We start from the raw sequence: 12,405 nt of genomic DNA, 5'->3' as shown, positions 1-12,405 counted from the left end.
CTATAGTCCGCGCGAATTTGACCGAACCGGTCGCCATTTGGGCCTGACCGGTTTTCCCCCGTTCTCACGAGGATCGTCCGAATGCTGATTACCCCTGCGTATGCCCAGGCTGCGGGCGCCGGCGACACCAGCGGCATGCTGATGTCTCTGCTGCCGTTCGCCCTGATCTTCGTGATCATGTACTTCCTGATTCTGCGTCCGCAGCAGAAGAAGGTCCGTGACCACGCCGACCTGGTGAAGAACATCCGCCGCGGCGACACCGTCGTGACCTCGGGCGGTCTCGTCGGCAAGGTCACCAAGGTTGTCGACGACGACCAGATCGAGTTCGAGATCGCCGATGGCGTGCGCGTGCGGCAGATGCGCTCGATGGTCTCCGGCGTGCGCGCCAAGGGCGAGCCGGCCAAGGAATCCAAGGAAAGCGCCAAGGAAGACGCCGCGTCGAAGTGAGTGCTTCCGCGAGTCTCTCAAGTTTTCCTGCAAATCTCCTGATCTGACAGGTCCAGTCGATGTTGTATTTCACGCGGTGGAAGGCGCTCGGGATTATCCTGACGGCGCTGATCGTGTGCCTCTGCGCGGTCCCGAACTTCTTCCCCGAAGCGCAGGTCAAGACCTGGCCCGCCTGGGCGCAGCGTCGGCTCGTGCTCGGCCTCGATCTTCAAGGCGGCTCCTATCTGCTGCTCGAGGTCGACGGCAACTATGTGAAGAAGGAGCGGCTCGACCAGGTCCGCGACGACGTTCGCCGGACGCTTCGCGATGCCAAGATCGGCTTCACCGGCGGCGTCACCGTGCGCAACGACGCGGCCGAGGTTAGGATCACCAAGGAATCGGACCTGCAGCCTGCGCTCGCCAAGCTGCGCGAGCTGTCCCAGCCGCTGGGCGGACTGGTCGGATCCAGCGGTCAGCGCGACCTGGATGTGACTGACGCCGGCGGTGGCGTGATCCGCCTTACCATCCCGCAGGCCGCGATGCTCGACCGCATGCGCAAGACCATCGAGCAGTCGATCCAGATCGTCGAACGCCGCGTCAACGAGCTCGGCACCGTCGAGCCCGTCATCCAGCGCCAGGGCAACGATCGCATTTTGGTGCAGGTCCCCGGCCTCCAGGACCCGACCCGGCTGAAGGAATTGCTGGGCAAGACCGCGAAGATGGAATTCCGCATGGTCGATACGTCGGTGCCGCCCGATCAGGCGCAGCAAGGACGTTTGCCGCCGGAATCCGAGCTTCTGATGAGCGCGTCACCGCCGCCCACACCCTATGTGGTCAAGAAGCAGGTGCTGGTCGCCGGCGGCGACCTGACCGATGCCCAAGCGAGCTTCGACCAGCGCACCAGCGAACCCGTCGTGAGTTTCAAGTTCAATACGTCGGGCGCGCGCAAGTTCTCGCAGGCCACGCAAGAGAACGTCGGGCTGCCTTTTGCGATCGTGCTCGACAACAAGGTCATCTCGGCTCCCGTGATCCGCGAGCCCATCACAGGCGGACAAGGCCAGATCTCGGGCAGTTTCACGGTGCAATCGGCCAACGATCTCGCGATCCTGCTGCGCGCCGGCGCGCTGCCGGCACCGCTCACGGTGGTCGAGGAGCGCACCGTCGGTCCGGGCCTCGGCCAGGACTCGATCGAAAAGGGCGAGCTCGCCGCCTATGTCGGCTCGATCCTGGTCATCATCTTCATGCTCTTGACCTACCGGCTGTTCGGCGTGTTCGCCAACATCGCGGTGGCCATCAACGTCGCCATGATCTTCGGCCTGTTGTCGCTTCTCAACGCCACGCTGACGCTGCCCGGCATCGCGGGCATCGTGCTCACCGTCGGTATCGCGGTCGATTCCAACGTGCTGATCTACGAGCGCATCCGCGAGGAGTTGCGTGGCGGCCGCAACGCGATCTCGGCGATCGACGCCGGCTTCAAGCGGGCGCTTGCGACCATCCTCGATTCCAACATCACCACTTTTATTGCCGCCGCGGTGCTGTTCTACATCGGTACCGGTCCGGTGCGCGGCTTCGCCGTGACGCTCGGAATCGGCATCATCACCACGGTGTTCACCGCTTTCACCCTGACCCGGCTGATCGTGGCCTGGTGGGTGCGGTGGAAGCGGCCGCAGAGCGTGCCGATCTAGGAGCCTGATCGTGAATCACACTGTTCTCATCGGGCTCGGCGTCCTCATTGCCATTCTCACCGTGGTTGCGGCATTCGGCTGGCTGCCGTCGCTGCGCATCGTCCCCGACGATACCCATTTCGACTTCACGCGTTTTCGCCGGATCAGCTTCCCGATCTCGGCGGCGTTGTCGATCGTCGCGATCACGCTGTTCTTCACCCATGGACTGAATTTCGGCATCGACTTCCGCGGCGGCACCCTACTGGAGGTGCAGGCCAAGTCCGGCACCGCCGATATTGCGGCGATGCGTACGACGTTGGATGCCCTGCGTCTGGGCGAAGTCCAGTTGCAGCAATTCGGCGGCCCCGCCGATGTCCTGATCCGTGTCGCGGAGCAGCCGGGCGGCGACGCCGCCCAGCAGGAGGCCGTGCAGAAGGTCCGCACCGCGCTTGGCGATTCCGTCGACTATCGCCGCGTCGAGGTGGTGGGACCGCGCGTATCGGGCGAATTGCTCGCCTACGGCATGCTCGGCCTGATGCTGGCGATCGTCTCGATCCTGATCTACCTCTGGTTCCGATTCGAGTGGCAGTTCGCGCTTGGCGCCATGATCGCCAACGTGCACGACATCGTGCTCACGATCGGGTTCATGTCGATCAGTCAGGTCGATTTCGACCTGACCAGCATCGCGGCGCTTCTGACGATTTTGGGCTATTCGCTCAACGACACCGTCGTCATCTACGACCGCATCCGTGAAATGCTGCGGCGCTACAAGAAGATGCCGATGCCGCAGCTCCTCAACGAATCAATCAACTCGACGCTGTCGCGCTCGATCATCACCCATTTCACTGTGACGCTGGCGCTGCTGGCCCTGCTGCTGTTCGGCGGCCATGCCATCCACAGCTTCACCGCGGTCATGATGTTCGGCGTGGTGCTGGTCGGCACCTATACCTCGATCTTCATTGCGGCCCCGATCCTGATCTATCTCGGCGTCGGCGAGCATCGCGAGGATGCGGTCGATAAGGCTACGCCGGCGAAGAAAAGCAAGGCATGATCCGAACCGCATGCCCTCGCAGGAGTTTGGGAGGGCAGTAAGCTCATTCGGACGAAGCTCATGGCCGGCGATCCCAACGCACCGCATTTCCCCCGCTCGGCGCCGATCGAAGCCTATGGCAAGGGCGGCTTTGCCTTTGCCGGCATGTCGCATCGGGGATCGCTGCTTTGCCTGCCCGACGCGATCTGGGCCTGGGACATAACGGACCCTGCAAAGATCGACCGCTATTCGCTGGATCGAGTCTTCAAGTCTGCCAACAGCATCGACACGCTCCTGGTCGGCACCGGAACCGGGGTCTGGCTGCCGCCGCCGGAACTGCGCCAGGCGCTCAAAGCGGCGAGGGTGGTGCTGGATGCGATGCAGACCGGTCCCGCCGTGCGTACCTACAACATCATGATGGGCGAACGGCGGCGCGTCGCGGCCGCGCTGATCGCCGTGCCATGAGTGGCTCCGCGCCGCCGCCGGATTCTGTTGCGTTCTGTGCTGACCTCGTGCGCAGCCACGACTTTCGGCACTATGCCGCGACCCTGTTCGCGCCCGCTGCCGAGCGCCGCGGGCTGCTGGCGCTCTATGCCTTCAATGTCGAGATCGTCCGCGTCCGCGATCAGGTGAGCCAGCCCTTGCCCGGTGAAATCCGCCTGCAATGGTGGACCGACATGCTGTCGGGCCAAGTCCATGGCAGTGCCGAGGGCAATCCGGTGGCGGCGGAGCTGCTCCGCGCAATCCGTGATTTCGACCTGCCGGTCGAGCCGCTGTCGCTGCTCGCCGACGAGCATCAATTCGATCTCTACAACGACCCAATGCCAACAATGGCGGCGCTGGAGGGCTACCTCGCGGCGACCTCATCGGCGCTGTTCGATCTCGCCGCCCGGATCATGGGACCACCGTCGGCGGCGGCCGAGCATCTCGCCCGCCATGCCGGGCTGGCGCAGGGCATCGTACAGGTCATCGCCAATCTGCCGCGCGATGCGGCGCGCCGGCAATTGTTCCTGCCGCAGCAGGTGCTGGCGAGCCACGATTGCGACGTGGAAGACGTGTTCGCCGGAAAGGAGACGCCAAACTTGCGCGCCGCGCTGGGCCAACTCTCGGGCGAGGCGCAGCAACATTTGACGACGGCCTTGTCGCTGCTGGTGGAGGTGCCGGCATCAGTGCGTCCAGCGTTCCTTCCGCTCGGACAAGCGCGGGCCGACCTCAAGCGCCTGTCGCAACCCGGGCGCAATCCATTTACGCCGCAACCGTCATCGCGGCTGCGTACGCTGTGGACGCTGTGGCGGGCTTCACGTTCGCGGGAATTTACCAAATAGCGGTTGGCTTATCGCCGGAGCCGGGCAAATGCTCTATGCTGTCCTATGGCTGAGTTGTCCCAAACCATATCTTCCGATCTGGGCGGCCTTCCGGTCGTACCGGCCGACATCCATGCCGCCGCCGAGACGATCCGCGGCGCCGTCGTCGAGACGCCCTGTAGCTACAGCCGCACGCTGAGCAATATCTGCGGCTGCGACATCTGGCTGAAATTCGAGAACCTCCAGTTCACGTCCTCGTTCAAGGAGCGCGGCGCGCTCAACCGCCTCAAGGCGCTGACGCCGGAGGAGCGCGCGCGGGGCGTCGTCGCGATGTCGGCGGGTAACCACGCGCAGGGCGTCGCCTATCACGCCAAGCGGCTCGGCATTCCCGCCACTATCGTCATGCCGGTCGGCACGCCCATGGTGAAGGTCGAGAACACCAGGCATCACGGCGCCGAGGTGGTGGTGACGGGCGCCACGCTGGAGGAGGCGGCCGCGTATGCGCGCAGCCACGGCGAAGTCCATGGCATGATCTTCGTCCATCCCTATGACGATCCGCTTGTCATCGCAGGGCAGGGCACGGTCGGGCTGGAAATTCTCGAGGCCGTGCCGGAGCTCGATACGCTGGTCGTCCCGATCGGCGGCGGTGGCCTGATCAGCGGGATCGCCATTGCCGCGAAATCGATCAAGCCGTCGCTGCGGATCCTCGGCGTCGAGGCCTGGCTCTACCCCTCGATGTACAATGCCATCCATGACGGCAATTTGCCGGCACGTGGCGACACACTCGCGGAAGGCATCGCGGTGAAGTCGCCCGGCAAGATCACGACCGAAATCGTCCGCCGCCTTGTCGACGACATTGCGCTCGTCAACGAAGCCGAGCTCGAGCGCGCGGTGGCGACCCTGATCTCGATCGAGAAGACGGTCGTCGAAGGCGCCGGTGCCGCTGGCCTCGCCGCGCTGATGTCCGACCCGTCCCGTTTCGCCGGTCAGAAGGTCGGGCTGGTGCTGAGCGGGGGCAATATTGACACACGTCTGATCGCATCGGTCCTGACCCGCGAGTTGGCGCGCGAGGGGCGGCTCACCCAATTGTCGCTCGACATTCCCGACAGGCCCGGCCAATTGGCTGCGGTCGCGGCACTGCTGGCCGAGGCCGGCGCCAACATCATCGAGGTCTCGCACCAGCGCACGTTCTCGGATCTTCCGGCCAAGGCGACGTTGCTGCAATTGGTGATTGAAACCCGCGACAGCGCCCATCTCGACGAGGTCATGGCGAAGCTTGGCGCATCCGGATTGAGTGCGCGCTGTACCTGAGCGTGCATGATCGCCGCTATCGCCGCGTCAAACCCGCCAAATGGACGATCAGCCGATCGATCTCCGCGTCCGTATTGTAGTAGTGCGGGGAGGCGCGCACCACCGGCGGCAGCGAGCGGATTTCGGCATCGATGCGCGTGCTCGACGGATCTGAGGCACCGATCGTGATGCCGGCTGCGGCCGCGTCGCTGACGACCGCTTCCGCCTCGTACCCTTCCACCGTGAAGCTGACGATGGCTCCCGGAGCGCGTCCGAGGTCGCGAACTCTGATGCCGCGAATGGATGCAAGGCCGCCCCGGAGGCGGTCCGCCAGCATGCGGCAACGCCGCTCGATCGGGCCGATCCCGATATCGAGGGCATAATCGACAGCCGCGCCGAGCCCAAGCCGGGCTGCGTAGTTGTTCTCCCAGGTCTCAAAACGCCGCGCATCGTCACGCAGCCGAAAAGCGTCCCGGGAGACCCAGGGTGCGGCGAAGTGATCGATCATTGGCGGTTCGAGCCGCTGCAGCATTTTTCGGCCGACGTAGAGAAAGCCGGTGCCGCGCGGGCCGCGGAGGAATTTACGCCCGGTCCCCGACAACATGTCACAGCCGATGGCCTCGACGTCGACCACCATCTGTCCGACTGCCTGGCAGGCGTCGAGCAGATAGGGGATGCCGTGCGCCCGCGCTATCTTGCCGACGGCTGCAGCCGGATTGACCAGCCCGCCATTGGTCGGAACCCAGGTGATCGCAATCAGCTTCACGCGCTCATCGATCATGCGTTCGAGCGCGTCGACGTCGAGCTCGCCGCTGGCATCGCTCGGCACGACGTCGATCGCGACGCCTGTTCGGTTGGCGACCTGAAGAAAGGCGACATAGTTGGCCGCGTACTCCGCCTCGGCGGTCAGGATCCGGTCGCCCTTGCTGAATGGAAGCGCGTAGAAAGCCATCTGCCAGGCAACCGTCGCGTTCTCCATGAGGGCGATCTCATCGGGCGCGGCGTTCAGGAGGCGGGCGACCGAGCCGTAAACGGATTCAAGTCGGCGCGCCTCGCGGTCGGCGGCGGCATAGCCTCCGATCTCGCTCTCCAGATCGATGTGTTCCTTCATCGCCGCAACCACCGACGCCGGCATCAGCGCTGCGCCCGCGTTGTGGAGATAGGCGAGCCGAGAGGCAGCCGGGGTGTCGCGACGAATTCGGTCGATATCCATCATCCATGCCTCCGCGTCTCGCGATCCTCATGCATGGATTAAACGCGTCGAGGGATGCGAACAAGATGGCCAAGCTTGGTCTCAGATGCAAAGGCCGAGCAGCTTGATGTGGCAGCCGCTGGATTTTGGCTTGCTGGCGGGCGCAGCCTCGCGCTTCACCGCAACCAGCGGCTCCCCGTCTTTCTTGCCTTTGCCTTTGCCCTTCGGCTCGTAGTCGCCGGCGATCACCATTGCCCAATAGGTGCGCTTGCCGCTAGCGTTTTTCGCGCTCGCGATCCCGACGCGGGAAGCGTTGTGCAGCAGCAGATTCTTGCGGTGTCCCGACGAGTCGATCCACTGTCCGAGGGTCTTCTCGAAATTGTCGTAGCCGTAGGCGATGTTCTCGGCGGCGCGGCCTGCGCCGGCCGGTGCGACCCGGCGGTTGAACGGGCCGAGGGCGTCGTGACTGAGGTCGTCCTTCGTCGCCATCGCGCGCGCCTGGTCCATGGCGATGCGGTCGAGGGTCGAATCGCGGACGACGCGGACCTCACCATGCTTGAGGCGGAAGCTCGAGATCAGCTCGGCGGGGGACTCGGCCATTGCGGACGTGGTGGCGAGCAGCAGAAGGCTAGCGATCAGGCCGCCAACCACACGATGCATCATGTACCCCCGAGTGCCCATGACCCCGCCAAGTCCCCCCACCAAGTTCGAATTATCGGATCGCTTCTCTATCGCCAATGTGGACGCTTCAAGGCGTGATCCACGTTAGCTCGCCGGCAGGTCGGCCTCGAAATTGAAGCGGTCGCGCAGGTTCTTGCGCTGCTCCAGGATGTCCTTGAGGAAAGCACGGTCCTGGTCGTTCTTCATCATCGGCTCGATCAGGTCGAGCTGGTTCATGGCGACCAGTTGCAGGATCTCCGTGCGCGGCTTGCCGTCCGGATTGCGTGGCAGTGCGTGCACGACCTGGATGTGTTCCGGCGGCTTTGGCCCCTTGGCAGCGGTGAGCTCGTTGCGCAATTGGCCTTCGAGCGCGGCCTGATCGGCTTCGACGAAGGCATAGAGGCCGACACCGGAGCGGCGGTCGGCAAAGGCGACGATGGCGGTGTCGCGCACGGCGGGGTTCTTGCGGATCAATTCTGCCAGCACCGGCGCGTCGTTGACGAGCCTTCGGCCGCCGCCTTCACGGTCGGTGAAGTTGAACAGGCCGCGGGTGATTGCCCGATAGACCTTCTTGCCGGTGGCGAGCCAGAGGCTGGCGGCGAACGACTTCTTCGCCAGGATCTTGCGCTCGCGCGGCGTCAGCGCCTCGGGCGCGTAGGATCGCTTGTGCTTGAGCAGATGCCGGAGATCTTCATAGGCCAGGATCCGGTAAAGCCGGCCGCGACGGTCGAAGCAGGCGGCGAGCTGGAAGTCGGTCACATAGGCGCGACCGTCGCGGCCGACCAGCCAGTTCTGTTCCTTGGCAAGATCGTTGTGGCAGATTCCGGCGCGGCGCAGCCGTCGCAGCGCGGCCTTCGCCGAGCGAAAATAGGCGAGGTCGCCATGCGGTTTCGCCAGATGCAGTGCGACACCATCGACGAAGCTGCGCACCAGCGCGCGGCGTCCGGCCCACAGCAGCTCCGGGCCGACATCGAGTCCCTTAGCGAGTGCCAGCGCATGCTTCTCGCGGGCGAACAGGTGGCGCGCCAAAAGGAATGACCACCACGGCACCTCGTCGAGGCGGCGCTGCACCGCGTCGACCTCGCCGTCATCGTCGCGGAATCGGCCGCGCTCGACGGTCGAGAACACGTCGCGCTTGAGCAGCACGCCCTCGGTCCAGCGCGCCGAGAGTGTTGCGGCGTCGTCTTTGGGAAGGTTCATCGAAAACTCACGCCGCGGCGGCAATGCGCAGGTGATCGGCGATCCAGCGATCGAGATCGGCGAGCGCCAGCGCGCTCATCGCCTGCTTTTTGGCCACCGTCTTCTCGTTCCCGCGCAGCCGGCTTCCGTCGGGCTTCTTCGTCGGTGCGCTGGCGAGCGGCGGGAACAGGCCGAAATTGATGTTCATCGGCTGGAACGAGCGCGTGCCGGGCTCGATGGTCTCGATATGGCCGCCGGTGATGTGGCCGAGCAGGGATCCGAGCGCAGTCGTGACCGGCGGACTCGCAAGCGTCTCGCCGCGCACCTCCGCTGCCGCATAGAGACCGGCAATCAGGCCGACGCTGGCGGATTCCACATAGCCCTCGCAGCCCGTCATCTGGCCGGCAAAGCGCAGCCGCGGCTGCGCGCGCAGGCGCAATTGCCCGTCGAGCAGCTTTGGCGAGTTGAGAAAGGTGTTGCGATGCAGGCCGCCGAGGCGAGCAAATTCGGCCTTCTCCAGCCCCGGAATGGTGCGGAAGATGCGCTGCTGCTCGCTGTATTTCAGTTTCGTCTGGAAGCCGACGATGTTGTAGAGCGTGCCGAGCTTGTTGTCCTGGCGCAGCTGCACGATCGCGTAGGCCTTGGTGGTGGGATCGTGCGGATTGGTGAGGCCGACCGGCTTCATCGGTCCATGGCGGAGAGTCTCGGGGCCGCGTTCCGCCATGACCTCGATTGGCAGACAGCCGTCGAAATAGGGCGTGTTGGTCTCCCATTCCTTGAACTCGGTCTTCTCGCCGGCGACCAGCGCTGCGACGAAGCCGTCATACTGCTCCTTTGTCATCGGGCAGTTGATGTAGTCGGCGCCGGTGCCGCCGGGACCGACCTTGTCGTAGCGTGACTGAAACCAGGCCACCGACATGTCGATGGATTCGCGGTGCACGATCGGCGCGATCGCGTCGAAGAAGGCGAGGGCGTTCTCGTCGGTCAACTCGCGGATCGCATCGGCCAGCGGCGCCGAAGTGAGGGGGCCGGTCGCAACGATGACGTTGCTCCACTCGGCCGGCGGCAGGCCTGCGACCTCACCGCGGGCGATCTCGATCAGCGGATGATCGTTCAGCGCCTTGGTGACGGCCGCCGAGAAGCCGTCGCGGTCCACCGCCAGCGCGCCGCCGGCGGGTACCTGGTTGGCGTCGGCTGCGCGCATGATCAGCGAATCGAGGCGGCGCATCTCGGCATGCAGCAGGCCGACGGCGTTGTTGGCGGCATCGTCCGAGCGGAACGAATTGGAGCAGACGAGCTCGGCAAGCCCATCGGTGCGGTGTGCCTCGGTCATGCGGGTCGGCCGCATCTCGTGCAGCACCACGGGCACGCCGGATTCGGCCACCTGCCAGGCGGCTTCGGAGCCGGCAAGGCCTGCGCCGATCACGTGCACGGTATTTGATTGGGGTCCTGTCATGGGGCGGACAGGTAGCGCTTTTCGGCGATCAGTGGAATCGCCGAGATCGAGTTTTCTGCCTCCGGATGCGACAACGCCCGCACGAGGCGGGCGCTATCGGTCCGTCCGGTTCAGGGCTGAACGATATCAGCCCTGATACTGACCGGCGGCAACGCGCGGGATGTCCGAGCGATCGAGGCCGATATCGGAAAGCTCGCGATCGCTGAGCTGGGACAGCTCGGCAACATTGCGCTGATAGTCCCGGAAAGCTTGGATCATGCGGATGAGCGAGAGCAGCATTGGTAATCTCCTGTAGTTCGATTCAGCTCTTGCCCGAGCCTCATCGTTGAAATGAATATAGGTGAGAGTGGTGCAGTGCGAAAGTTCCGATGCTGCGATGCAGCTAAGCGCTGAGTGCATGGCGCTGGTAACGGACGATTAACCCGAAAGCACTCCCGCCCAAAGGGTAGGCGGAACGGGGAGCACAGGTCTGAAGTCCCGTGAATTCACGGATTTGCTATGGGCTAGTCGGTTCCGTTCGGAGCGAAATAAGTCGCTTTGCTCTTGTCCGCAAGCGGATCGACTAGCTTCTATAACCAAGTCTCACATGCGAGAATCGCATGATTCTAATGAATTGATACTCATTACTTGGCGCGTGCGTACACTTTTGCCAACTCTCGCCAGCGATTCGCCTGGTTGCAGCGGATCCACATGACGAAGGGCGGCGAGTCAGGACTATCCCGCTTGGTTAGCCACAACCGTCCCCGCTCGCAGTGCACACACGCTGAACGTGTGGCGTTGATTACAAGCGTGTAATGAAAATCAGAAATTTTGCATGCAGCTCTGCGCGCCGCGCAACATCACGCAATTCTCGCGGGGAATTCATTGCGTCAAGTTGCCGCGCCCGGAGGAAGGTGATGTCGCAGATTCCGGCAATGTCGCTGGCTCTGGCCCAAGAACAAGAGAAGGAAGGTAACGTCATGACGAAGTTACTCGGGGTTATCGCAATTGCCGCCGTTGCGTTCGCCGTCACGCCGGCCCAGGCCGCCAAGCACGCCGCCGGCGGCTGCAGCTCGGCCAATCTGGAGAAGACAGAGACCGCGATCGAAAACATGGCCGATGGTGACGGCAAGTTCGTCGCGCAGAAGGAGATCGCGGCCGCGCAGGACTCGCTGCTCAACGGCAAAATGGGTGCGTGCGGCGCGCATCTGAACAAAGCGATGCACGCCACCATGGGCAAATAGGAACTTCAGGAACGCATTAGGAGAGGGCCGGTCGCCGAGCGATCGGCCCTACGCTTTTGTCCTGCAAGCATCTCATCTAAGGGGCGCGCGCGAGCTGGGTGGCGAAATAGGCGACGGTCTTCGAGTAGACCTCGCTCTTGTTCCACTGCTGCAGCACCGCGAAATTCGGACTGCCCGGCTGCCAATCCTTACCCTTCTGCCAGCCATAACCGGCAAGATAGTTCGCGGTGGAGGCGAGCACGTCAGGGGCGTTGTGCAGGAGATCGCGCTTACCATTGCCGTCGAAATCGACGGCGTATTTCATCCATGACGACGGCATGAACTGGGTCTGTCCGAGCTCGCCGGCCCAGGCGCCCTTCATGTCGGCCGGTGCGAGGTCGCCGCGCTGGACAATGCGGAGCACATCCAACAGCTCGGCGCGAAACTGCTCGGAGCGCCGGCAGTCATAGGCCAGCGTCGCCAGTGAGCGGATGGTCGCGAACTTGCCGGTATTGACGCCGAAATCGGTCTCGAGACCCCAGATCGCGACCAGCACCTCGCCAGGCACGCCGTAGGTCTGCTCGATACGCGACAGCACCGAGCCGTATTGCTTCATCATGTTGGAGCCGCGCGTCAGGCGCGGCGGCACCATGCGGCCGGAAAACTCCTCGAAGGTCTGGCCGAAGACCTTCTGCGAGCGGTCGCGGTTGAGCACGTTCTGATCGAGCGTCACACCGGCGAGCCCGGCGGAAATGGCCTGTTGCGAGACGCCCTTGGCCGCGGCGTCCGTTTTGAAGTCTGCAAGCCACGCGTCGAAATTGCCTGAACCGCAGGCAACAGCGGCGAGCGCTGGCTGAGCGGATAGGATGGACGCGGTGATGGCTAAGGCTGCGAGGGCGAGACGAGAAATCGTCGGGGTCATTCGAGCAAATAAATTCCGTGAAGTGATCTGAACGGCGCGCGCAATCTCGATGGAAACCGCGGCCAAAGCAAGGCGTATGA

13 protein-coding genes are annotated in these 12,405 nt (G+C 64.0%); 7 read left to right on the top strand and 6 right to left on the bottom strand.

Going from position 1 to position 12,405, the window contains the following annotated elements; all coding sequences use genetic code 11:
• Nucleotides 1–81: 81 nt before the first annotated feature.
• The 6 genes from yajC to ACIPUD_RS20705 are packed head-to-tail and all read left to right on the top strand — an operon-like array spanning nt 82 to nt 5,735.
• Nucleotides 82–447, top strand: coding sequence for a preprotein translocase subunit YajC (gene yajC / locus ACIPUD_RS20730; protein WP_007610701.1), 366 nt, complete (start codon nt 82–84; stop codon nt 445–447).
• A 59-nt stretch (nt 448–506) separates the two neighbouring features.
• Complete coding sequence (gene secD, locus ACIPUD_RS20725) at nt 507–2,111, top strand: protein translocase subunit SecD (protein ID WP_018458020.1); 1,605 nt, start codon at nt 507–509, stop codon at nt 2,109–2,111.
• A gap of 10 nt (nt 2,112–2,121) precedes the next feature.
• Nucleotides 2,122–3,141, top strand: coding sequence for a protein translocase subunit SecF (secF, locus tag ACIPUD_RS20720; RefSeq protein WP_018458019.1), 1,020 nt, complete (start codon nt 2,122–2,124; stop codon nt 3,139–3,141).
• A gap of 60 nt (nt 3,142–3,201) precedes the next feature.
• Nucleotides 3,202–3,585, top strand: a complete 384-nt coding sequence (locus ACIPUD_RS20715; RefSeq protein ID WP_018458018.1) for an Mth938-like domain-containing protein — start codon at nt 3,202–3,204, stop codon at nt 3,583–3,585.
• Nucleotides 3,582–4,445 carry a phytoene/squalene synthase family protein gene (locus ACIPUD_RS20710; protein ID WP_317244190.1) on the top strand — a complete coding sequence of 288 codons (864 nt, stop codon included), beginning with the start codon at nt 3,582–3,584 and terminating at the stop codon, nt 4,443–4,445. Before ACIPUD_RS20715 ends, ACIPUD_RS20710 begins: the two co-directional genes overlap by 4 nt.
• Before the next feature lie 45 nt (nt 4,446–4,490).
• Nucleotides 4,491–5,735 (top strand): threonine ammonia-lyase, encoded by a 1,245-nt coding sequence (locus tag ACIPUD_RS20705; protein WP_018458016.1) that lies wholly within the window; start codon nt 4,491–4,493, stop codon nt 5,733–5,735.
• A 16-nt stretch (nt 5,736–5,751) separates the two neighbouring features.
• Here the strand turns inward: ACIPUD_RS20705 and ACIPUD_RS20700 are convergent, their stop codons facing one another.
• The 5 genes from ACIPUD_RS20700 to ACIPUD_RS20680 form a co-directional block, all read right to left on the bottom strand.
• The gene (locus ACIPUD_RS20700; RefSeq protein WP_368508006.1) at nt 5,752–6,930 is read right to left on the bottom strand and encodes an aminotransferase class V-fold PLP-dependent enzyme; all 1,179 of its coding nucleotides are present in this window, start codon (nt 6,928–6,930) and stop codon (nt 5,752–5,754) included.
• Between the two features lie 78 nt (nt 6,931–7,008).
• A complete protein-coding gene (locus ACIPUD_RS20695) occupies nt 7,009–7,566 on the bottom strand; it encodes a CAP domain-containing protein (RefSeq protein WP_085384636.1) in 558 nt (185 codons plus the stop codon).
• A gap of 105 nt (nt 7,567–7,671) precedes the next feature.
• Nucleotides 7,672–8,766, bottom strand: coding sequence for a serine/threonine protein kinase (locus ACIPUD_RS20690; protein ID WP_446481447.1), 1,095 nt, complete (start codon nt 8,764–8,766; stop codon nt 7,672–7,674).
• A gap of 7 nt (nt 8,767–8,773) precedes the next feature.
• Nucleotides 8,774–10,201: a methylenetetrahydrofolate--tRNA-(uracil(54)-C(5))-methyltransferase (FADH(2)-oxidizing) TrmFO gene (gene trmFO / locus ACIPUD_RS20685; protein WP_446481446.1), complete on the bottom strand. Its 1,428-nt coding sequence runs from the start codon at nt 10,199–10,201 to the stop codon at nt 8,774–8,776.
• A 126-nt stretch (nt 10,202–10,327) separates the two neighbouring features.
• A complete protein-coding gene (locus ACIPUD_RS20680) occupies nt 10,328–10,480 on the bottom strand; it encodes a DUF1127 domain-containing protein (protein ID WP_018458011.1) in 153 nt (50 codons plus the stop codon).
• A 617-nt stretch (nt 10,481–11,097) separates the two neighbouring features.
• On the opposite strand from ACIPUD_RS20680, the gene ACIPUD_RS20675 reads away from it, so the two are divergent.
• On the top strand, nt 11,098–11,424 hold the full coding sequence (locus ACIPUD_RS20675) for a hypothetical protein (protein ID WP_018458010.1): 327 nt from the start codon (nt 11,098–11,100) through the stop codon (nt 11,422–11,424).
• A gap of 76 nt (nt 11,425–11,500) precedes the next feature.
• Here the strand turns inward: ACIPUD_RS20675 and ACIPUD_RS20670 are convergent, their stop codons facing one another.
• A complete protein-coding gene (locus ACIPUD_RS20670) occupies nt 11,501–12,325 on the bottom strand; it encodes a lytic murein transglycosylase (RefSeq protein WP_446481445.1) in 825 nt (274 codons plus the stop codon).
• Nucleotides 12,326–12,405: the final 80 nt, after the last annotated feature.

This window comes from Bradyrhizobium sp. CAR08 (genome assembly GCF_052871955.1).
Note: the sequence above shows the minus strand (reverse complement) of the source record. Positions and strands in the feature narration are given on the sequence as shown.